The 20,872-nt window shown below is 72.5% G+C and carries 19 protein-coding genes; 11 read left to right on the top strand and 8 right to left on the bottom strand.

The features are described 5' to 3' along the window. Window positions 1-239: 239 nt before the first annotated feature. Complete coding sequence (locus O7622_RS06360) at window positions 240-3,023, bottom strand: immune inhibitor A domain-containing protein (protein WP_282312321.1); 2,784 nt, start codon at window positions 3,021-3,023, stop codon at window positions 240-242. Between the two features lie 233 nt (window positions 3,024-3,256). Beyond that, on the bottom strand, window positions 3,257-5,245 hold the full coding sequence (gene acs, locus O7622_RS06365) for an acetate--CoA ligase (protein WP_282312322.1): 1,989 nt from the start codon (window positions 5,243-5,245) through the stop codon (window positions 3,257-3,259). A 222-nt stretch (window positions 5,246-5,467) separates the two neighbouring features. Here acs and O7622_RS06370 point away from each other — a divergent pair, with 222 nt between their 5' ends. Further along, on the top strand, window positions 5,468-6,214 hold the full coding sequence (locus O7622_RS06370) for an oxidoreductase (protein WP_282312324.1): 747 nt from the start codon (window positions 5,468-5,470) through the stop codon (window positions 6,212-6,214). A gap of 55 nt (window positions 6,215-6,269) precedes the next feature. On the opposite strand, the gene O7622_RS06375 is transcribed toward O7622_RS06370, so the two are convergent. From O7622_RS06375 to O7622_RS06385, 3 genes are all read right to left on the bottom strand, one after another. After that, window positions 6,270-7,076: an HAD-IB family hydrolase gene (locus O7622_RS06375; protein WP_282312325.1), complete on the bottom strand. Its 807-nt coding sequence runs from the start codon at window positions 7,074-7,076 to the stop codon at window positions 6,270-6,272. Window positions 7,077-7,409: 333 nt separating this feature from the next. Then, entirely contained in the window at window positions 7,410-7,547 is a 138-nt protein-coding gene (locus tag O7622_RS06380; protein WP_282312326.1) for a hypothetical protein, read from the bottom strand. Window position 7,548: 1 nt separating this feature from the next. Further along, window positions 7,549-8,226 carry a phosphotransferase gene (locus O7622_RS06385; RefSeq protein WP_282312327.1) on the bottom strand — a complete coding sequence of 226 codons (678 nt, stop codon included), beginning with the start codon at window positions 8,224-8,226 and terminating at the stop codon, window positions 7,549-7,551. A 129-nt stretch (window positions 8,227-8,355) separates the two neighbouring features. Between O7622_RS06385 and ssd the strand changes: the two genes are divergently transcribed. From ssd to O7622_RS06420, 7 genes are all read left to right on the top strand, one after another. Next, window positions 8,356-9,459: a septum site-determining protein Ssd gene (gene ssd, locus O7622_RS06390; protein WP_282312328.1), complete on the top strand. Its 1,104-nt coding sequence runs from the start codon at window positions 8,356-8,358 to the stop codon at window positions 9,457-9,459. Further along, window positions 9,456-10,667, top strand: a complete 1,212-nt coding sequence (locus tag O7622_RS06395) for a TadA family conjugal transfer-associated ATPase (protein WP_282312329.1) — start codon at window positions 9,456-9,458, stop codon at window positions 10,665-10,667. Before ssd ends, O7622_RS06395 begins: the two co-directional genes overlap by 4 nt. Continuing rightward, window positions 10,664-11,569 (top strand): hypothetical protein, encoded by a 906-nt coding sequence (locus O7622_RS06400; RefSeq protein ID WP_282312330.1) that lies wholly within the window; start codon window positions 10,664-10,666, stop codon window positions 11,567-11,569. Before O7622_RS06395 ends, O7622_RS06400 begins: the two co-directional genes overlap by 4 nt. Continuing rightward, window positions 11,569-12,297 (top strand): type II secretion system F family protein, encoded by a 729-nt coding sequence (locus O7622_RS06405; protein WP_282312331.1) that lies wholly within the window; start codon window positions 11,569-11,571, stop codon window positions 12,295-12,297. Before O7622_RS06400 ends, O7622_RS06405 begins: the two co-directional genes overlap by 1 nt. 23 nt (window positions 12,298-12,320) lie before the next feature. Next, entirely contained in the window at window positions 12,321-12,488 is a 168-nt protein-coding gene (locus O7622_RS06410) for a DUF4244 domain-containing protein (RefSeq protein ID WP_013283643.1), read from the top strand. A gap of 62 nt (window positions 12,489-12,550) precedes the next feature. Further along, window positions 12,551-12,979 (top strand): TadE family type IV pilus minor pilin, encoded by a 429-nt coding sequence (locus tag O7622_RS06415; protein ID WP_282312333.1) that lies wholly within the window; start codon window positions 12,551-12,553, stop codon window positions 12,977-12,979. A 209-nt stretch (window positions 12,980-13,188) separates the two neighbouring features. Further along, window positions 13,189-13,575, top strand: coding sequence for an Rv3654c family TadE-like protein (locus O7622_RS06420; protein ID WP_282312335.1), 387 nt, complete (start codon window positions 13,189-13,191; stop codon window positions 13,573-13,575). A gap of 107 nt (window positions 13,576-13,682) precedes the next feature. Here the strand turns inward: O7622_RS06420 and O7622_RS06425 are convergent, their stop codons facing one another. The 3 genes from O7622_RS06425 to O7622_RS06435 all read right to left on the bottom strand — a co-directional run bounded on the left by O7622_RS06425 (window position 13,683) and on the right by O7622_RS06435 (window position 17,262). Continuing rightward, window positions 13,683-14,261 (bottom strand): hypothetical protein, encoded by a 579-nt coding sequence (locus O7622_RS06425; RefSeq protein ID WP_282312336.1) that lies wholly within the window; start codon window positions 14,259-14,261, stop codon window positions 13,683-13,685. 160 nt (window positions 14,262-14,421) lie between these two features. Next, window positions 14,422-14,628, bottom strand: coding sequence for a hypothetical protein (locus O7622_RS06430; RefSeq protein ID WP_282312337.1), 207 nt, complete (start codon window positions 14,626-14,628; stop codon window positions 14,422-14,424). Between the two features lie 156 nt (window positions 14,629-14,784). Continuing rightward, a complete protein-coding gene (locus O7622_RS06435; protein ID WP_282312338.1) occupies window positions 14,785-17,262 on the bottom strand; it encodes a DEAD/DEAH box helicase in 2,478 nt (825 codons plus the stop codon). A 133-nt stretch (window positions 17,263-17,395) separates the two neighbouring features. On the opposite strand from O7622_RS06435, the gene O7622_RS06440 reads away from it, so the two are divergent. The 3 genes from O7622_RS06440 to O7622_RS06450 all read left to right on the top strand — a co-directional run bounded on the left by O7622_RS06440 (window position 17,396) and on the right by O7622_RS06450 (window position 20,852). After that, window positions 17,396-17,746: an STAS domain-containing protein gene (locus O7622_RS06440; protein WP_013283649.1), complete on the top strand. Its 351-nt coding sequence runs from the start codon at window positions 17,396-17,398 to the stop codon at window positions 17,744-17,746. Continuing rightward, the gene (locus O7622_RS06445; RefSeq protein WP_013283650.1) at window positions 17,746-18,183 is read left to right on the top strand and encodes an ATP-binding protein; all 438 of its coding nucleotides are present in this window, start codon (window positions 17,746-17,748) and stop codon (window positions 18,181-18,183) included. The genes O7622_RS06440 and O7622_RS06445 overlap by 1 nt, the downstream gene beginning before the upstream one ends. Window positions 18,184-18,503: 320 nt before the next feature. Further along, window positions 18,504-20,852, top strand: coding sequence for a sodium-translocating pyrophosphatase (locus O7622_RS06450; protein WP_282312340.1), 2,349 nt, complete (start codon window positions 18,504-18,506; stop codon window positions 20,850-20,852). The last annotated feature ends 20 nt before the right edge of the window (window positions 20,853-20,872 follow it).

A 20,872-nucleotide genomic window follows, 5' to 3' on the forward strand; every position in this document is an offset into this window, starting at 1 on the left:
TGGGAAGATGTGTGCGTCGATTTGTAGCAACTTTTTGTTGGGGATGCTTTTCACCGTCACACGCCGACCTGTTACCGGGCCGTTGACCAGCAACGATGTCTGGATCATGGATCGCAGTGACAGTCATGGATTAAGCGGTAACGCGGAAGGGTCGGGAGCACTCGCGCTCCCGACCCTTCCCTCATCGAGCTTGTTCAGCTCATTTTTCGGTCATTCCGGTTCCGGTTTGAACGTACGGTTCAGCTCCGCGGCGGAACCACGTACACAGTGGCGTACGAGTTGTCCTTGGCGGCCCGCTTGATGATGATCGAGACGCCGTACTGGACGCCCGCGTCACCCGGGTTGCCGGTGCCGAGCACGATCGCCCCGCCACCCAGCGTCGAACCGTAGTAGTCCGTCGCCGGGGTGCCGTCCGGGTTCACCACCCGGGTCGTGTACTGCTGGTTACCCCGCGACGGGACGACCACCGAGGCGTCGTTGTCCCGCGCGTACGCGGCGCCGTCGCGGATCTCGATGCCCGGGTACCAGCCCTTGGCGTCGGTGAAGCCGCGCACCGGAGCCTGCGGGCCGAACTTCGTGCAGTACTCGCTGTACGGCTCGTCCGCCGCCTCCAGGCACTCCTTGAACGGGTACGTCGGCTTCAGGCCGAACGCGGCGTTGGAGGACTGCGGCCGGCTGGGCAGGTTCTTCAGCACCGACGGGTCCTTCTCGGCCGCGACGCCCTTGCGGCGCAGCGGGTCGTTGTGCGAGTCGACGATCAGCAGACCGCCCTTGGCGCCGTAGCTGGGCAGCGCCGTCATCTGCGCGGTGACGTGGTTGACGTCGCCGAGCTGGGTGTCCCGGTACCAGACCAGCATGCCCGGCGCGTTGTACGCGATCCGGTCGACCTTCCACGCCTCGTGCGAGTAGACGGTGTCGTAGGTGTACTTCAGGCCCTTGTCGAAGCCGTCGAAGTTACGCCACTCGGCCAGGTAGTAGTGCGACTTCACCTGGGTGCCCGAGTCGATGTACCAACCCGCGCCGCTGGTGTCGGTGAAGGTGCCGCCGGTCTGGGTCCAGCCCGCCGCGCCGCTCTCCACGTCGTCGCTCCAGGTGGTGGCGCCGCCGCCGGTCACCGAGAAGTCGTCGGCGAACCAGCCGCGCTCCACGAACGCCTCGTCGGTGGCGTAGCGCAGCCGCACCTGCACGGTCTGCCCGGCGTACGACGACAGGTCGACGTAGTCGTGGCGCCAGCCGTTCGTGCTGCCGGTCAGGCCGTACTTCTTGTTGCCGAAGTCGACCATGCGGCCGTTCGGGTCGGCGTATCCGTCGTTGGTGGAGACCAGCGCGCCGCCCTCGGCGTACACCTTCTGCTCGCTCCAGGTGGCGCCGCCGTCGGTGGAGACCTCGACGAAGCCGAAGTCCCAGTCCGCCTCGATGACGTAGTTGTTCCACATCCAGAACTTCGCGTCCGCGGCGTTCGGGACGGACACCGTGCGGCTGAGCTTGACGTCGGCCCAGTTCTGGTCCGCGCCGGAATACCACATGTTCCCGCCGCTGTGCGGGGTCGCAAGCGAGATCACCTTGTCCGGCAGGTCGATCTTGATGCCGTCCTCGGTGCCGACCGGCGTACGTGACGTCTGCCCGAGCTTGACCAGCTTGGACCGGTCACCCGGCCCGAACGTCTTCGGCTCGGCCCAGCCGAGCACCCACTTGTCCCAGAGGCCCATGTGGGTGGGCAGCGCCTGGAAGATCTCGCCGGAGTGCGAACCGGACGCCATCAGGTCCCAGAAGTCCACGTCGGAGTCGGCGTTGCCGGAGGTGTCGTAGAGGTCCGGCAGGCCCAGGTCGTGCCCGAACTCGTGGGCGAAGACGCCGACGCCGGCGTCCTCCGGCTGCACGATGTAGTTCGACACCTTGAGGTTGGTGCCCGGGATCGTGTAGCCACCGGCCACCGTCGAGGAGTGCGCCCAGACCGAGTAGACGCCGACGTCGCCGCCGCCGCGGGACTTGCCCTGGTTGGCGTGCACCAGCACCAGGTGGTCGATCACGCCGTCCGGCTCGTGGTAGTTGCCGTCGCCGTCGCGGTCGCTCTGGTCCTCGATATCGTAGTCGGCCCAGGGGAAGTCCGGGTCGGCCGCGGCGAGCGCGTCGATCGCGTCGGTGGCGAGGCGCCCGGCGCCCTGCGGGTTGTCCGGGTGGCCGTTCATCGACTGCTCACGCCCGGCGACCCAGTTGCCGTTCTCGTCCTGGAAGCAGCGCGAGGCCGCGTACCAGCCCTCCGAGTGCGGCACCGTGATCCACGGGCTGGCCTGCCCGTCCACGGTGTACGCGCCCTTGGACATCTCCAGGTACATGTTGTGCATGGTCCGCCCGGCGAGGCTGATGCCCGGCTTGCCGTCCGGCCCCTTCAGGTCCTTGCGGACCCGCTCGGTGATGCCCTTCTTGCTGTACAGCATCTTGTCGTAGTGGGCCGGGGAGAAGTCCGGCACCCACATCGAGTTGTTGTCCTTGTGCGGCAGCGTGGCCGGGTTCGGGATCGTGTTGTGCCGCGGCCCGTTCTGCACGGTGCCGGGAACGCAGGTGCGGTCCTCGAACACCGTCTTCGGGACCATCACGCCTGTGAAGTCGTCGTTCGCCTTGTCGTTGAACTCGATGAGCAGCGTCAGCAGCTTCGCGGTCTGCGTGCTCTTGGCCTTCTTGATCTTCCGAGGGCTGTGGCCGGTCCGGATGGACTTGGCCTCCAGCTTGGCCAGCTCGCGGGCCGCGATCGGGTTGCCCCCGGCGTACTTGCGGTCGTAGGCGCGGGCCTCGTCAGCCGGCGAGGAGAAGACGCCGTCGCGTCCCTTGACCTCCCTGCCGCCGGTGTCCGGCTGGACCTCGGGCTCGGCGTAGTTGATGTAGTGCTCGTCCGCCCCGATCGTGACCGGTGCGGACCGGGCCGGCTGGGCCGCCGCGCTGCCCGTCACGGTCAGCGACGTGGCCGCGAGCGCGATGACGGGCAGTGCGACGAGTAAGCGTCGCCGTGCCCTGTGCTGCGACATGGGGAGCATGCCACTCCGTTCGTAGGGAATGGTGGAGGACCGGCCGTCTCAGTGACGCTCGTCGAAATCCGCCGGTCGGCTGAACGTAACCGACGACGAGCGACATCGACAGAGTTGATCAGGCCCTCTGGCCGATCAGGTCAGTCTCGGATCCCCCGATCGACCGGCGCGGATCCCGGACACGGCGAGGGGGCGGCCCGCCCGGCGGCCCGCCCCCTCGTCATCAGTCGACGTCAGTCCTCGTCGGACTTCCCGCCGCTCATCCCCGACGAGATCAACTCCATGACCGAGGAGTCCTGGAGCGTGGTCACGTCGCCGAGCGACCGGTTCTCCGCCACGTCCCGCAGCAGCCGACGCATGATCTTGCCGGAGCGGGTCTTCGGCAGCTCCGGCACCAGCATGATCTGCCGCGGCTTGGCGATCGGGCCGAGCGTCTTCGCCACGTGGTTGCGCAGCTCGGCGATGAGCTGCTCGCCCGCGTCACCGGAGATCTCCGCGCTGCCGCGCGGGATGGCGAACGCGACGATCGCCTGGCCGGTGGTCGGGTCGGTCGCGCCCACCACCGCCGCCTCCGCCACCGACGGGTGGCTGACCAGCGCCGACTCCACCTCCGTGGTGGAGATGTTGTGGCCGGACACCAGCATCACGTCGTCCACCCGGCCGAGCAGCCAGATGTGCCCGTCGTCGTCCTTCTTCGCGCCGTCACCGGCGAAGTAGACCCACTCGTCGCCGGTGTTCGCACCGGCGCCGAACCGGGACCAGTACGTCTCCAGGAACCGGTTGTCGTCGCCCCAGATCGTCCGCAGCATCGACGGCCACGGCTCCTTCAGCACGAGGTATCCGCCGCCGCCGTTCGGCACCGACTGGCCCTGGTCGTCGACCACGTCGGCGACGATGCCGGGCAGCGGGCTCATCGCCGAGCCGGGCTTCGCCTCGGTCACGCCGGGCAGCGGCGAGATCATGATGGCGCCGGTCTCGGTCTGCCACCAGGTGTCCACCACCGGCAGCTCGCCGCGGCCGACGTGCTGCCGGTACCAGATCCACGCCTCCGGGTTGATCGGCTCACCGACGCTGCCGAGCAGGCGCAGCGACGACAGGTCGTACCCGGCCGGGATGTCCTCGCCCCACTTCATCATGGTGCGGATCAGCGTCGGCGCGGTGTACAGGATGGTCACCTTGTACTTGTCGACGACCTCCCAGAACCGGCCCTTGTGCGGGTTGTCCGGCGTGCCCTCGTACATGACCTGGGTGGCGCCGTTGGAGAGCGGGCCGTACACGATGTAGGAGTGCCCGGTCACCCAGCCGATGTCGGCCGTGCACCAGTAGACGTCCGTCTCCGGCTTCAGGTCGAACACCGCGTGCGTGGTGTACGACGTCTGGGTCAGGTAGCCGCCGGTGGTGTGCAGGATGCCCTTCGGGCGGGCGGTCGTGCCGCTGGTGTAGAGGATGAACAGCGGGTGCTCGGCGTCGAACGCCTGCGCCTCGTGCTCCGGCGACGCCGTCTCCACCGTCTCGTGCCACCAGTGGTCCTTCGCCGACCAGGCGACCTCCTCGCCGGTACGCCGGACCACCAGCACGTGCTCCACCGACGGGCAGTTCGCCACCGCCTCGTCCACAGTCGGCTTGAGCGCCGACGGCTTGCCCCGGCGGAAGCCGCCGTCCGCGGTGATCACCACCTTGGCGCTGGCGTCCTGGATCCGGTTGGTCAGCGCGTCGGCGGAGAAGCCACCGAACACCACGCTGTGCGTGGCGCCGATCCGGGCGCAGGCGAGCATCGCCACCGCCGCCTCCGGGATCATCGGCAGGTAGATCGCCACCCGGTCACCGGCGGTCACACCTAGCTCGGTCAGCGCGTTCGCCGCCTGACAGGTGAGCTTGTGCAGGTCGGCGTAGGTGACGGTACGGGTGTCGCCCGGCTCGCCCTCCCAGTGGATCGCCACCTTGTCGCCGAGGCCCGCCTCGACGTGCCGGTCCAGGCAGTTGTACGCGACGTTGAGCCTGCCCCCGGTGAACCACTTCGCGAACGGGGCGTTCGACCAGTCGAGCACCTGCTCCCACGGCTGGGCCCAGGCCAGCCGTCCGGCCTGGCGCTCCCAGAAGGCCAGCCGGTCCCCGGCCGCCTCCTCGTACGCCTCGGCGGTCACGTTGGCGTTCGCGGCGAGTTCAGCCGGCGGCGGGAACTGGCGCGTCTCGTTCAGCAAGTTGGCCAATGCCTCGCTCATGCGGTGACTCCTTCGTCGCGTGACCTGCGTCTCCTACTCCGGGGAAGGTTAGTCCCGCCGTACCCCGGCCGCGACCGCCCGGCCCCTCACCGCGCGCCGAGCGGCCCTCCCCTCGCGCCGAGGTGTAAGGAAGGGCCCCTTGTTAACGCCTCCGGTAGAGGAAGGGCCCCCTATTAACAACCCCGGGCTTGGGAGGAGCCCGACGGTCGCTAGCGTGACGGGGTGACCACCGATCCGCTCGCACCGCTGCTCGCGCTCGCCGACGTCGCCACCGCCGTCGAGCGGGCCCGCGAGCGGGTCGACCTGGCCCACCGGCACCGCGCGCTGCGCCGCCAGGGCGGCCAGGTCGCCGCCGAGGTCAGCCTCCGCTCGGCAGTGGCCAGCGCCGCGCTGGAGGGCCGCGACCACGACCGCGAGGAGGTACGCGCCGGCACCGTCACCGACCCGGTGCTCCAGGGCGCGCTGCGGGTCGCCGGGGCGCTGCCCGGGCTGAGCGACCTCTGGCCCAAGGCCCCCCGGCAGGTGATGGCCCGGCTGCACGTGCTCGCCGCCCGCGACGTGGTGACCGAGGAGGAACTGGGCCGGCCGGTCGCCGACCCGGTGGTCGCGGCCCGCCTCGACGGCCTGGCCGCCCTCGTCGCCGGCGGCACCAAGGTGCCACCGCTGGTGCTGGCCGCCGTCGTACACGGCGAGCTGCTGAACCTGCGCCCGTTCCCGGGCCCGTCCGGGGTGGTGGCCCGCGCCGCCGCCCGACTGGTGCTGATCTCCACCGGGTTCGACCCCCGCGGGCTGGTCGCGGTGGACGTCGGGCACCGCGAGCGCGAACCGGAGTACGTGGGCGCGGCCGGCGCGTTCGCCACCGGCACGCCCGACGGCCTGCGCTCCTGGCTGCGGCACTACATGAGCGCGGTGGAGGTCGGCGCCGACCAGATCACGCTGATCGGCGACGAGATCCTCGCCGCGTCCTGACGCGGCCCGTTCCGCGAGGCGTCCCGTCCGGCAGTGGCTGCGGCGAGGCGTCCCGTCAGGCGGTCGGTGCTGCGGCGCGGGTGCGCCGGTGCCGGCCGTACCAGGCGATGCCGATGGCCACGCCGACGCCCACGCCGAGCGCCGCCGCCGCGACCGGCACTGCCGGTCGCTCGCGCAGCCGGCGGCCCAGCGGGATCGGGTGCCGGAACTCCAGCACCGGCCACGCGTTCTCCGCCGCCAGCTTGCGCAGCGCCCGGTCCGGGTTGACCACCGTCGGATGCCCCACGCACTCCAGCAGCGGCCGATCGGAGTACGAGTCCGAGTACGCGTACGAGTCGGCCAGGTCGTAGTCCCGCTCAAGAGCCAGTTCGCTGACCGCCTCGACCTTGCTCGGACCGGCCGCGTAGAACTCGACCTCGCCGCTGTAGCGGCCGTCCACCACACCCATCCGGGTGGCGATCACGTCGGTGATCCCGAGCAGTTCACCGATCGGCCGCACCATCTCGTCACCGGACGCGGAGACCAGCACCACGTCCCGCCCGGCGGCCTGGTGCTCCTCGATCAGGGCGGCCGCCTCGGCGTACACGTAGGGGTTGATCAGTTCGTGCAGCGTCTCCGCGACGATCTGGCGGACCTGTTCCACCGGCCAGCCCTTGCAGAGCGTGGCCAGGTAGTCCCGGGTGCGGGCCATGGTCTGCTCGTCGGTGCCGCCCAGCCGGAACATCAACTGTGCGTACGCCGACTTGACCACGTCACGCCGAGTGATCAGCCCGTCCCGGTAGAACGGCCGACCGAACGCCAGGGCGCTCGACTTGGCGATGACGGTCTTGTCGAGATCGAAGAAAGCGGCGCTGCGGCCCACGGCGCGAAAGTCTAGCCCGACGGAGGGCGTGGAGGCGTCCGCCCGGGTCGTGAAAGCCGATGAGCACCCGGTGGAGTGACGGCGGTCACAGGCGGCTATCGATGAATTTAGCTTTGCGTGGAGTGAACAACACTCGACGTATAAGGGTCGACTGCGGCATGCTTGTCCTCGCGGCGGGAGTTCGCTTACCCGGCGCCGATGGGCCTCGGCGGTTGCACCCCCCGTAACCGCTGAGTCGGTTCGGCTCGACCCCCCCGGAGCCGAACCACAAGACGACCCCCGTCTCCCCCCGACGGGGGTCGTCCCTTTGCGGGACGAGCGTTCCGCGTCAACTCAGGGCGCGTAGCCGGCGTCGGCGACCGCCTCGGCGATGCGGGTGAACCAGTGCAGGTCGTTGGCCCGGGACTCCGGACCGAGGATGCTGCCCAGAAACGCCGCGACATCGTCGAGATGCGTTCGCCGCGGTAGCAACTCAGCAGGACTGGTCCGGCTCCAGCGCCCCGTAGCCTTCGCGGAAGAGTTCAGCCCGGTGTGCGTTGATCGGGTGGTCGCCGAAGTCGGCGCTGTGGACGAACACCAGGTCCCGCTCGCGCGGCGCGAGGATCGGCGCGTCCCAGTCCACGACGTGCAGCGGACCGTCGCCGTCGACGATCAGGTTGCCCCGATGGATGTCGGCCTGGCAGATGACGCGCTGACCTGGCGTCACGCGCGACGCCAGGTCGTCGACAGTCTCCGCCAACCGGTGCAGCGCGGTGCCGTACCGCTCCCAGAAGGCGTTGAGCGCATCGCTTCTTGCGGCCCGCCCCACAGGCCGCCGCCGTCGTGAAACGAGTAAAGCAGTAGTCGATAGTCCCCGAACCGACGTGCGACCCCGCCATCGAGGCGAAGGGTCCAGCGGCGCCACCACCTCCCGGAGTCCCTGGGCCCAGAGGAAGCCGGGCAGCAGGAAGGCGGCCGGCGTGAAGTCGCCGCGCCGTACCTTCAGGAAGTAGCGGCGGCCGTCGGACGTCTCCACCCGGTACGCCCACGCGTGCCCGTCGAGCCCGATCGGCATGAAGACCAGGTCGACGACGTCCACCGACCAGGCGACCTCGGCCGCCAGCATCCGCTCGTCGACGACGGGCCACTCGTTGGCCTCCGTCTCCGGCACATAGCAGATCAACCGGGCCACCGAGGTCTGTCCACAACACCCTCCGTTGTCCACAGGGCACCTGTCTCGCCTCCCCCGGCCGGGCAAGCTGCACCGCGGCACGTCCGAGTCCGACCGATGGAGGCCGCCATGCCGCCCCGTACCCCGCTCCCGCCGTACCGTCGCCTGCCCCTGCTCGTCACCTCCGACGGCGACCTTCTCGACGAGCTGTTGCGACTCGCGGCGGCCGGCGGCACCGAGGTCGAGCTGGCGGCCGATCCGGCCGCCGCCCGGGCCCGCTGGGCGCCGGCGCCGCTGGTGCTCATCGGCGCCGACCAGGCGGCGCCCTGCCTGCGGGCGCGCCTTCCCCGTCGCGCCCGCACGGTCCTGGTCGGTCGCTCCGGAGAGCTCGATCCGGGTACGGAGTTGGCCGAACTCATCGGGGCGGAGCACGTCGCGACGCTGCCGGCGGCCGAGCCCTGGCTGGTCGACCGGTTCGCCGAGTGCGTGGCCGGTCCGGCAGGCCCGGGTCAGGGTCGGGTGGTGGCTGTGCTTGGCGGCCGGGGCGGCGCCGGAGCCAGCGTGCTTGCAGGTGGGCTCGCCGTCAGCGCGGCTCGGTCCCGGCTGCGCACGCTGCTCGTCGATGCCGACCCGCTCGGTGGCGGTCTCGACCTGGTGCTCGGGTGGGAGCAGCTCGACGGGTTGCGCTGGCCCGAGCTGGCCGGCACGGACGGGCGGGTCGACCCGCCGTCGCTGATCCGTGCGCTGCCCAGCCGGGGCGACCTGGTGGTGCTCTCCTGGGACCGGGGCGACCTGCGGCACCTGCCGGCCGAGGCGATGGCCGCCACCGTCGACGCCGGGCGGCGCGGGCGGGACCTGGTCGTTCTCGACCTGCCCCGGCACCTCGACGACGCGGCTGTGGTCGCGCTCCAGGCCGCCGACCGCGCGCTGCTCGTCGTACCGGCCGAGCTGCGGGCAGCAGCCGCCGCGGCCCGGGTCGCCGCCGTGGCCGCGCCGCACTGCGTCGACCTGTCGGTCATCGTGCGCGGTCCGGCGCCCGGCCGGCTGCGGGCGGCCGAGGTGTCCCGGGCGCTGGGGCTGCCGCTCGCCGGCACGCTGCGACCCGAACCGGGGCTGTGCCGTGGGCTGGAGCGGGGCGAGGCGCCGGGCGCGAGCGGGAAGGGGCCGCTCGCCGCGCTGTGCCAGCGGATCGTGGACGAACTGGTCGGGTCGTCGGCTGCGGGTGCGGCATGACCGCGCCGGCCGACCCGGGGAAGCTGGCCGCGCGGGTCCGGCACCGGTTCGCTGCCGAGGCCACCCCGGTCACGCCCGCGGCGATCGTCTCCGCGGTACGCGCCGAGCCGGCGACGGCGGTGCTCGGCGACACCACGCTGCTGCGGATCGCCGACCGGGTGCACGACGACCTGGTCGGCGCCGGTCCACTGGCTCCGCTGCTCGCCGACCCGCAGGTCACCGACGTACTGGTGAACGGGGTGCGGGTCTGGGTCGACCGGGGGCGGGGACTGCGTCAGGTCGCCGTGCCGCTGGGCACGCTCGACGACGTACGCCGGTTGGCGCAGCGCCTCACCTCGGCCGCCGGTCGCCGGCTCGACGACGCCTCCCCGTACGCCGACGCGCGGTTGCCCGACGGCACCCGGCTGCACGCGGTGCTGCCTCCGGTGGCGACCGACGGGCCCTACCTGTCGCTGCGTACCTTCCGGCAGCGGCCGTTCACCCTCGACGAACTCGTCGAGCGGGGCACGGTGCCCCGGCCGATCGCCCCGCTGCTCGCCGCACTCGTGGCGGCCCGTCTCGCGTACCTGGTCAGCGGCGGCACCGGATCCGGCAAGACGACACTGCTCAACACGCTGCTCGGGCTGGTGCCCGGCACCGAGCGGATCGTGCTGGTGGAGGACGCCGCCGAGCTGCGCCCGGTGCACCCGCACGTGATCGGGTTGCAGGCCCGCACGGCGAACGTCGAGGGCGCCGGAGCTGTCGGGCTCGGCGACCTGGTCCGGCAGGCGCTGCGGATGCGGCCGGACCGGCTGGTCGTGGGCGAGTGCCGGGGCGCCGAGGTGGTCGACCTCCTCGCCGCGTTGAACACGGGCCACGACGGCGGTGCGGGAACGTTGCACGCGAACGCCCCGGCCGACGTTCCGGCCCGGCTGGAGGCGCTCGGGATGCTCGGTGGCCTGCCCCGGCTCGCGCTGCACGCCCAGGTCGCCGCCGCGTTGCAGGTCGTCCTTCAGCTCCGCCGCACCGGCGAGGGACGCGTCCTGGACTCCATCGGCCTGCTGCTGCCCGACGGGCCCGACCGGGTGGTGACGGTGGTTCCGGCCTGGACGCGCGGCCGGGGTCTTGCCCCGGCGGCCCGGCTGCTCGCCGGCCTGCTGCGGGAGCGGGGAGCGCCGGTACCGCCGATCCTCCAGGCGGCGTGGCCCGGTCCGGCGGAATCGTCGTGACCGGCCACCTCTGGCCGGCGGTCCTGCTCCTGGCGGCTGCGGCGGTCGCCGTCGCCTGGCCGGTACGGGCCGCTCGCGCCCGGCGGCTGGCGGTCCTGGGTAGTGACATCCCGGTCGCGCGGGTGACGGGCGCACGTCCAGCATCCCCGGACCTGCGACGACGTCCGCTCGACTCCGGGCCGACGGCGTCCGCACGGCCTCCCGGCCGGGGCCGGGAACGGCGTCGACCGGGTGTCGGGCATCAGGTACGGCGATGGACGGGCCTCGTGCCGGTTCCGGTGACATCCTCTCCGGCGTCGAATCCTGCGCTGCCGCTTCCCGCCGGACGCGTGCTGCCCGTGGCGGCGCTGTGCGGTGCCGTGACCGGAGCGCTGCTCGGCGGCCCGGTGGCAGCAGTGGTGCTCGCCACCTACGGCGTGCTCGCGGCCCGGGCGGTGCTGCGCCGACGTACCCACCGGACGGCCGCCCTCGCGCACCGCCGCGATCTCGACCGCCTCGCCGCGGTCGCCGCCGACCTGCGAGCCGGGCTACCCGTCGACGGCGGTGTCGACGAGGGCCCGGGACGCGTCGCGCGGCTGGCCCGGGCCGCCGGGAGGCTGGCCGACCAGACGGGTGCGCCGCTGGCCGATCTGCTGGAACGGATCGAGGCCGACGCCCGCGCCGCTGATCGGGGCCTCGCCGCTGCCGCCGCCCAGGCCGCCGGGGCGCGGGCGACCGCGTGGCTGCTCGCCGCGCTGCCGCTCGGCGGGATAGGTCTCGGCTACGGCATCGGGGTGGACCCGGTGGCGGTGCTCCTGCACACGCCGGTGGGTGCCGGCAGTGCGGTGGCGGCAGTCGTGTTGCAGGTCGGCGGGTTGCTCTGGGCCGAGCGACTCGGCGTCACTCCCGGGCGGGCCGCCTGATGTCACGGCAGGTACTGGCCGCCGTCTGTCTCGGCGGTGCCGCGTCGCTCCTGGTCGTCGCCGGTCCGGTCGTCCGCCCGGCACGGCGGCTGCGCCGGCTCGCTCCGACGCCGCGGCCGGCTCGCCCGGCGTGGTGGCCGGATCGGGTACGCCTCGGCGCAGCGCTGGCCGGAATCGCGGTGGCGGTAGTGGTCGGCGGTGTCACGGGCGTGTTCGCCGGGCTGCTGGCCGGTGCCGCCGCCGATCGTCTGCTACGCCGGATCGAGCCGCGCGCCGCCCGGGAACGGCGGCTGCGGGAGACCGCCGACCTGCCGCTCGCCGCGGACCTGCTGGCGGCCGCGCTGCGGGCAGGCGCGCCGGTCGACCGCTCGGTGCTCGCCGTCGCCGAGGCGCTCGGCGGGCCACTCGCGGACCGGCTCGGCCGGGTCGGCCGGACGCTACGTCTCGGAGGCAGCCCCGGCGAGGCCTGGGCGCACCTGGACGGCGTCACCGGGGCCGAACCCGTGGTCGCGGCGGCGGTCCGCTCGTCGAACAGCGGCGCCGCACTGGCTCGCGCGCTGACCCGGTCGGCCGACGACCTGCGTGCCGAACGGTCGACCTCGGCCGAGGCGGCGGCCCGCCGCGCGGGCGTGCTCATCGTGCTGCCGCTCGGGCTGTGCTTCCTGCCCGCCTTCATTCTCGCCGGTCTGGTGCCGGTGATCGTCGCCGTTCTCGGCGACGTGCTGTGAACCATCGAGAAGGGACGTACGACATGCGCAAGCTCCTCACCCGCCTGCGGGGTGACGCCGGCATGAACACCGCCGAGTACGCGGTGGGCACCCTCGCCGCGGTCGCCTTCGCCGGGATCCTGCTGAAGGTGCTCACCTCAGGCAACGTGCAGTCCGCGCTGACCGCCGTCATCGACCGGGCCCTGAAGTGATCGGGCGCCGGCGGGCCGGCCGCCGTGGCGGGTGGCTCCACGAACCAGCGGTCCCGCTCGACGTGTCGGCCGAGCCCGGCTCGACCCGGGACGCCGTCGGCACCCGGGCCGGGGCGGTACGGCGCCGGTGGCGCTCGCGGGTCGCGTGCGAGCGGGGTTCGTTCACCGCCGAGTTGGCGGCCGGCCTGCCGGCGCTCATGCTGCTCCTCGTCGCCGGTCTGACCGCGGTGAGCGCTGTGGGTACCCGGGTCGCGTGTGTCGACGCCGCCCGGGAGGCGGCCCTTGCCGCGGCCCGGGGCGAGTCCGGCACGGTCGCCGGAACCCGGTACGCCCCGGACGGCGCCGAGGTGGCCGTGACTGTGACAGGCGATCGGGTCACGGCGACGGTCCGGGCACCGGTCCGGACGTTCGGTACCCGACTGCCCCGGCTGGTCGTGTCGGCGGAGGCGGTGGCCGCGGTGGAACCCGGTGCGCCGGGGCCGGTGCCGTGAGAGCCGGCGGCTTCCCGGCCGACCCGCCCTCACGCCGGCCCGCCCTGGAAGGAGGAGCCGACACGAGAAAGCTGAAGGCAAGCGGGCCCAGGGCAGGCGATCCCGGCACGAGCCGGTCCGGGGCGAGCAGATCCGGGGCGAGCAGGTCTGAGGCGAGCGGGCCCGGAGCCTGCAGATCCGGGGCGAGCAGGCTCGGGTCGAGCAGGCACGTGGGGATAGGGGAGGACGGGGAGCCGGTCAGTGGCACGTCCTCGGCCGACCGGGGCGGCGCGACCGTGTGCCTGCTCGCGATCGGACTGGTGTTCGTGCTGGTAGGGGTGTTCGGCGCCGCGGTCGGGGCGGCCCGGTGCGCGCGGCATCAGGCCCGCAACGCGGCGGACTTCGGAGCGCTGGCCGGTGCCGTGCAGGTGCTCGACGGAGCCGACGCCGCCTGCGCTCGCGCCGCCGACCTGGTCTCGGCCAACGGCGGCCGGATGACCGGGTGCCGGGCCGACGGACTGGACCTGATCGTCACGGCCCTGGTACGTGTCGCGCCGCTGCCGGGACTGACCCGGGACGCCAGCGCGACGTCCCGGGCCGGGCCGGCCCGGTCCTGACAGGCGAAAACCCTGCCTGAGTCGAGCCGAGCCGAGCCGGGACCGGGAGCCGGGCCGAGTCAGGTCGAGGACCGGGCCCGGCTCGGCGGGTGAATCGTCGGGCGAGGTCAGCGGGACTGGAGGGCGTCCAGTCCGACCGCCATGGCGATCACCAGCCGACGGTCGATCTGCGGGTGCTGGATCTCCACCGAGTACCGGTCCCGCAGGCCCCACTTCCGGTCGACCGAGAACACCGGCTGGCCGCCGGCCATGAAGTCGAAGTGGTACGGCAACCAGGAGAGCGAGTCGACGAACCGGCGCAGCAGCGCCACCGGCAGGCTGCGCTCCTGCCCGGTGGCGGGCGGCAGGCCGGGCTGCTCGACGTGCCACGTCGAGCGCAGCAGCGACTGGGCGAAGTCCTTGCGGAACAGCCCGATCGGGTTGCCCGCGTGATCGGTCACGTCGTAGGTGGCACCGAGGTCGAGCCGCTGACGGGCCTTGAAGCCGAGAAGGGGGTACTGCTTGGAGTCATCGGTGTAGATGGTCACCTGCTCCTTGAAGGCGAGCCGCTTCTGTTGCGCGAACGCGAGCAGCCCACCCTCGGAGCCGTCGGGCGCCACCGAGTGCACGTCGTACTGGTTGACCATCATCCGGAGCCGCTGACGGATGATGAACCGGTGCTGGGCCTGCAGGTTGTCGGGCGACATGGGATCTCCTTCGAGGGGTCGCCGGAGTCTTGCACAGCAGGCCGACCACCGCTCGCCCGAGCAGCCACCTCTGCGGGACGAGCGGCCGCCGCAGGCAGGACCCACGCGGCGGCACGCCGTGCAGGGGGTGTCGTCGTACCCCGAAACGGCGGGCGCAAGGTCAACGACCGCCGTCGACCGTGGCCTTCATCGCCCAGCTGTTCAGCACCTGATGGATGCCGCGCAGGCGCTCGTTGACCTGTTCCAGCCGCTCCGCCTGGGCGAGCGTGGCCATCGCGGTGCCCAGCGCTATCTGCTGGTCGGGGGTGAGGTTCTCCTGGTCGATGGTGTAGAGCAGCTCGACGGTCTCGGCGATCGTGTCGGCCACGGCGGCACCTCCGGCGGAACGGGTCTCGGGTCACCTGTGCGCTACCGGAAATGATGCATGGAAGCGCTCCCATACATCAATGCCCCGACGGCCCTACCCTCATGCACCCGTCCCACCAACCAGACACCCCGGCGCCGGAAGACCGTCCGCGCCGGGTCAGGCCGGCGGGCCTGCCGCCGGGGCCGGGCGGGCCACCCGGTCACCCTGCCGGGGCAGCGCCCCAGAGTGCCCCGCCTCCGGGCCGGGATCCGCCTTTGGCGACGTGGTGCCGTCCGGGCCAAGGTTCCCGGGGCGCTCCGGACCCGTGTACCCGACCGTGGCGAGGTTGGTCAGCACCACGTCGAGGACCTTCACCGCCTCCGCCTTGGCCAGCGGGTTGTTGCCGTTGCCGCACTTCGGGGACTGGACGCAGGACGGGCACCCGGTCTCGCACCCGCACTCGGCGATCGCGTCCCGGGTGGCGCGCAGCCAGGCGGCGGCGGTGCCGTACGCCCGCTCGGCGAAACCCGCACCGCCGGGGTGGCCGTCGTAGACGAAGACGGTGGGCGCCTCGGTGTCCGGGTGCAGGGCGGTGGACAGCCCGCCGATGTCCCACCTGTCGCAGGTCGCCATCAGCGGCAGCAGGCCGATGGCGGCGTGCTCGGCGGCGTGCAGCGCGCCCGGTACGTCAGCCGCCTCGACACCGGCGGCGGTCAGCGACTCGGGGGAGAGCGTGAACCACACCGCGACGGTGCGCAGCTCCCGGGCGGGCAGATCCACCGGGCGGGTGTCGATCACCTCGCCGGTGGCGATGCGCCGCCGCTGGTACGACACCACCTGGCTGGTCACGTCCACCTCGCCGAGGAACAGGCCGACCGGCCCGGCGTCCACGTACGAGCGGACCGACACCACCGACAGCGAGGTGACGTCGCGGGCGTGGGTGGACCAGTCCGGCTCCTCGGCGTGCACGAGCGCGCACCCGTCGGCCAGGTCGAGCGAGTCGACCACGTACGAGACGCCCTGGTGCAGGTAGACCGCGCCGGTGTGCAGCAGGAAGTGCGCCGACCCGCCGTCGACGGTGCCGAGCAGCCGGCCGGTGGACTCCTCGACCACGCATACCGGGGTGCCGCCCTCGCCGCGCAGGTCGACCTCGGGCCGTTCCCGGTGCCGCCAGTACCAGCCGGTGGGCCGCTGCCGCAGCGCACCCGCCTCGACCAGCGAGTCCACCGCCTCCTTCGCGCCCTCCCCGAACAGGTCCAGGTCGGCCGGGGTGAGCGGGGACTCGTGGGCGGCGCAGGCGAGCTGCGGCGCGAGCACGTACGGGTTGGCCGGGTCGAGCACCGTCGCCTCGACCGGCCGCCCGAACAGCGCCTCCGGGTGGTGCACCAGGTAGGTGTCGAGCGGGTCGTCCCGGGCCACCAGCACGGCGAGCGCCTCGTCGCCGGAGCGCCCGGCCCGCCCGGCCTGCTGCCACAGCGACGCGCGGGTGCCGGGCCAGCCGCAGATCAGCACCGCGTCCAGCCCGACCAGGTCGACGCCGAGTTCGAGCGCGTTGGTGGAGGCGAGCCCGAGCAGGTCACCGTGCAGCAGCGCCCGTTCCAGTTCGCGGCGTTCCTCGCGCAGGTAGCCGGCCCGGTAGGCGGCCACCCGGTCGCCCAGCCCGGGCACCGCCTCGTCGAGTGACCGCCGGGCGTTCGCTGCGACCACCTCGGCGCCCCGGCGAGACCGCACGAACGCGAGTGTGCGTACCCCTTCCACCACGCTGTCGGCGAGCAGGTCCGCGGTCTCCCGCAGCGCGGAGCGCCGGACCTGGACGAGGTCGGCGTCGACGGACGAGTCGGTGGGAGGCAGCAGCGGCGGCTCCCAGAGCGCGAACGTCACCCCGCCGCGCGGCGACGTGTCCTCGGTGACGGCGGTGACCGGCAGGCCGGTGAGCCGCCCGGCCGCCGCCGCCGGATCGCCCGACGTGGCCGAGGCAAGCAGGAACACCGGGGTACACCCGAAGCGGGCGCACTGCCGGCGCAACCGCCGCAGGACGTGCGCGACGTGTGAGCCGAAGACACCCCGGTAGGTGTGGCACTCGTCGACCACCACGTACGCGAGGCGGCGCAGGAAACCGGACCAGTGGGCGTGCCCGGGCAGGATGCCGTGGTGCAGCATGTCCGGGTTGGTCAGCACGAACCGGGAGTGCCTGCGGATCCACTCCCGCTCGGTGCGCGGTGTGTCCCCGTCGTAGGTGGCGGGGCGTACCCCGTCGAGTTCGAGACCGGCGACGGCGCGGAGCTGGTCGGCGGCGAGCGCCTTGGTCGGCGCCAGGTAGAGCATCGTGGCGCGCGGGTCGGCGAGCAGCGTGCTCAGCGCGGGAAGCTGGTACGCCAGGGACTTGCCGGACGCCGTGCCGGTGGCGACCACCACGTGCCGGCCCGCGTACGCCAGCTCGGCGGCCTCGGCCTGGTGCCGCCACGGGGTGGTGACGCCGCGCCGTGCGAACGCCGCCCTCAGTTCCTCCGGCGCCCAGCCGGGCCACCCGACGGGCTCGCCGGCGCGGGCCGGGACGCGTTCGACGTGGGTGACCGGGTCGGTGGCGTGACGCAGCCGCAACCGGCTCAGCAGCTCGCCCGGCGCACGTCGCGGGCCGGGGCTGTGGTCGGTCACGTCCTGCACTCTCGCACTGGTGTTCGGAATTGGGAACCGCAGGGTGGGGGTATGGGGAGGGCGTGGCCGGTGACCGAGGGGGCCGCACGGGGAGATGGTTAGATGCCCAGGAGAGTTTACCGAGGAGGGACCGATGGAGCTGTCGCTGGCGACCCGCGCCGTGGGGGAGCACACGGTGCTCGAGGTCGGCGGTGAGGTGGATGTCTACACCGCCCCCCGCCTGCGGGAACGGCTCCTGGAGCTGATCGACGGCGGGGCCCGCCACGTGGTGGTCGACCTCGGCCGGGTGGACTTCCTCGACTCGACCGGTCTGGGCGTGCTCGTGGGCGCGCTCAAGCGGCTGCGCTCGGCCGGTGGCTCCTTCGCGCTGGTCTGCGACAAGGAGCCGCTGCTCAAGATTTTCCGGATCACCGCCCTGGACCAGGTCTTCCCGCTGCATCCGACGGTCGACGCGGCCATCGCCGCCGACTCCACCGGCGCGTGATGGCGACCGTCAAGCTGTCCTTCTCTCCGGCCCCGGTGCACGTGCGCACCGCCCGCCTGGTCGGCGTCGCGGTGGCTCGGCGGGCCGGCGTACGCGAGGACCTGCTGGACGAGGTGCGCCTGGCCATCGGTGAGGCGTGCACCCGGGCGGTCGCGCTGCACCGGCAGTACGGCCTGGCCGACCCGGTGTACGTGGAGATGTCCGACGGCGGCGGCTACACGGTCCGGGTGGTGGACCGGGCCCCGATCGAGGCGGGCCTCGGCCTGGCCGCGCTCGGCCCGGACGAACTGGCCAAGGAGTCGCTCAGCGAGGACGCGCTCACCACCGGGGTGGGTTTCGCGCTGCTCGCCGGTTTCGTGGAGGATCTCCAGGTCCGCCCGGTCGACGACGGCGTCGGCACCGAGGTACGGATGTCCTGGCCGGCCGGCCGCGCCTGACCCGATTCGCACACGCAGGCCGCGTTCCCCGAAAGGGAGCGCGGCCTCGTCGTATTGGCCGCGCCATATATCAGATTTCTTCGCATAACACAGTTACGAAGATCATCGAGACACGGTGCCCCCTTGGTGTGACCTCCGCCACGCCGGAGGGCTACAGTACCCGAGTTGTCAGCAAGTGATCCCGTCCCGTAGCCAGCGGGAACGGGAGTTCATCGCTGGTCCGCCGGAGTGGGTCGGCGCGCGCTTGCGAGTCCGCATCCAGGCGTCGGCCCGTGCGTCTCCACAGGTCGGCGCGAGTTGTTCGGTACAGGAGGACATAGATGTCCGGGACCTTGGCCGCCGACGGCGGCGCACTGTCCCTTACCGGAGCCAACGTGACGTACGTCGTCATCGCCGCGGTCATCGCGCTGGTGGCGCTCGTCTTCGCGGCCGCCCTCACCAGGGCGGTCCTGGCGGCCGGTAAGGGAACCACCAACATGCAGGAGATCTCCGGCGCGGTGCAGGAGGGCGCGTCGGCGTACCTGCTGCGGCAGTTCCGCACGCTGGCGATCTTCGTGGTGATCGCCGTCGTGCTGCTGTTCCTGCTGCCGGTGCACGACACCGACGGCAACGAAACGCTGGTGAAGGCCGGCCGCTCGGCGTTCTTCGTGGTGGGTGCGCTGTTCAGCGCGTTCATCGGCGGCGCCGGCATGTGGCTGGCCACCCGCGCCAACCTGCGGGTGGCGGCGGCCGCACGGGAGCGGGAAGGCGGGCGCGAGGGCGCCATGAAGATCGCCTTCCGCACCGGCGGCGTGGTCGGCTTCCTCACCGTCGGCCTCGGCCTGTTCGGTGCGGCGCTGGTCGTGCTGATCTTCCGGGGTGACGCACCGACCGTGCTGGAGGGCTTCGGCTTCGGCGCCGCGCTGCTCGCCATGTTCATGCGGGTCGGCGGCGGCATCTTCACCAAGGCCGCCGACGTCGGCGCCGACCTGGTCGGCAAGGTCGAGCAGGGCATCCCCGAGGACGACCCGCGCAACGCCGCCACCATCGCCGACAACGTGGGCGACAACGTCGGCGACTGCGCCGGCATGGCCGCCGACCTGTTCGAGTCGTACGCGGTCACGCTCGTCGCGGCGCTGATCCTCGGCCGGGCCGCGTTCGGCGAGACCGGCCTGGTCTTCCCGCTGATCATCTCCACCATCGGCGTGCTGGTCGCGATCGTCGGCGTGTTCATCACCCGGCTGCGCGCCAGCGACCGCAACGGCCTGACCGCGATCAACCGGGCCTTCTACCTGTCCGCGCTGATCGCCGCGGTGCTCGTCGCGATCGCCGCGTTCGCGTACCTGCCGGCCACGTTCGCCGAGCTGGAGGGCGGGCTGACCGACGTCGACCGCAACCCGCGACTGGTGGCCATCGGCGCGGTCGTGATCGGCATCGTGCTGGCCGCCGCGATCCAGGCGCTGACCGGGTACTTCACCGAGACCAACAGGCGCCCGGTGCAGGACATCGGCAAGAGCTCGCAGACCGGCGCCGCCACCGTCATCCTCGCCGGCATCAGCGTCGGCCTGGAGTCGGCCGTCTACTCGGCGCTGCTGATCGGCGCAGGCGTCTTCGGCGCGTTCCTGCTCGGCGGCAGCTCGATCACGCTGTCGCTGTTCGCTGTCGCGCTGGCCGGCACCGGCCTGCTCACCACCGTCGGCGTCATCGTCGCGATGGACACGTTCGGCCCGATCTCCGACAACGCGCAGGGCGTGGCCGAGATGTCCGGCGACATCGACGAGCACGGCGCGCGGACGCTCACCGAGCTGGACGCGGTCGGCAACACCACCAAGGCGATCACCAAGGGCATCGCGATCGCCACGGCGGTGCTGGCCGCCACCGCGCTGTTCGGCTCGTACACCGACACGCTGCGCTCGGCCTACGAGGACGCGGGCGTGGGCGACGTCGGCACCGAGATCCTCAACTCGCTCAACGTGTCCAACCCGCGCAACCTGGTCGGCCTGATCATCGGCGCGGCTGTGGTCTTCCTCTTCTCCGGCCTGGCCATCAACGCGGTCTCCCGCTCGGCCGGGGCGGTGGTGATGGAGGTACGCCGCCAGTTCCGCGAGCTGCCCGGCATCATGGACCGTACCCAGCGGCCCGAGTACGGCAAGGTCGTGGACATCTGCACCCGGGACGCGCAGCGCGAGCTGATGACCCCCGGCCTGCTGGCCATCCTGGCCCCGATCGCCGTCGGCTTCGGCCTCGGCCCGGGCGCGCTGGCCGCGTACCTGGCCGGCGCGATCGGTGCGGGCACGCTGATGGCGGTGTTCCTGGCCAACTCCGGTGGCGCCTGGGACAACGGCAAGAAGCTGGTGGAGGACGGCGCGTACGGCGGCAAGGGCTCCGACGCGCACGCCGCCACCGTCATCGGCGACACAGTCGGTGACCCGTTCAAGGACACCGCCGGCCCGGCGATCAACCCGCTGATCAAGGTGATGAACCTGGTCTCGCTGCTGATCGCCCCGGCCGTGGTGGCCTGGAGCGTGGGCGACGACAAGAACAACCCGCTGCGCATCACGATCGCCGTGGTGGCCGCGCTGATCATCGCGGCCGCAGTGGTGTTCAGCAAGCGTAAGGGTGTGGCGATGACCGACGAGGACAGCGGGGCCGGCACCCCGGGCCAGCGTCCGGAGACGGTGAACGCCTGATCGCACGCGACGGTTCCCGG

The organism is Micromonospora sp. WMMD1076 (genome assembly GCF_029581475.1).
Classification (GTDB): domain Bacteria; phylum Actinomycetota; class Actinomycetes; order Mycobacteriales; family Micromonosporaceae; genus Micromonospora; species Micromonospora aurantiaca.

Excerpts from the sequence above, each read along its gene's own strand:
- O7622_RS06360 (WP_282312321.1), bottom strand. The coding sequence starts at position 3,023 with ATGTCGCAGCACAGGGCACGGCGACGCTTACTCGTCGCACTGCCCGTC.
- acs (WP_282312322.1), bottom strand. The coding sequence starts at position 5,245 with ATGAGCGAGGCATTGGCCAACTTGCTGAACGAGACGCGCCAGTTCCCG.
- ssd (WP_282312328.1), top strand. The coding sequence starts at position 8,356 with ATGCCGCCCCGTACCCCGCTCCCGCCGTACCGTCGCCTGCCCCTGCTC.
- O7622_RS06395 (WP_282312329.1), top strand. The coding sequence starts at position 9,456 with ATGACCGCGCCGGCCGACCCGGGGAAGCTGGCCGCGCGGGTCCGGCAC.
- O7622_RS06405 (WP_282312331.1), top strand. The coding sequence starts at position 11,569 with ATGTCACGGCAGGTACTGGCCGCCGTCTGTCTCGGCGGTGCCGCGTCG.
- O7622_RS06410 (WP_013283643.1), top strand. The coding sequence starts at position 12,321 with ATGCGCAAGCTCCTCACCCGCCTGCGGGGTGACGCCGGCATGAACACC.
- O7622_RS06425 (WP_282312336.1), bottom strand. The coding sequence starts at position 14,261 with ATGTCGCCCGACAACCTGCAGGCCCAGCACCGGTTCATCATCCGTCAG.
- O7622_RS06440 (WP_013283649.1), top strand. The coding sequence starts at position 17,396 with ATGGAGCTGTCGCTGGCGACCCGCGCCGTGGGGGAGCACACGGTGCTC.
- O7622_RS06445 (WP_013283650.1), top strand. The coding sequence starts at position 17,746 with ATGGCGACCGTCAAGCTGTCCTTCTCTCCGGCCCCGGTGCACGTGCGC.
- O7622_RS06450 (WP_282312340.1), top strand. The coding sequence starts at position 18,504 with ATGTCCGGGACCTTGGCCGCCGACGGCGGCGCACTGTCCCTTACCGGA.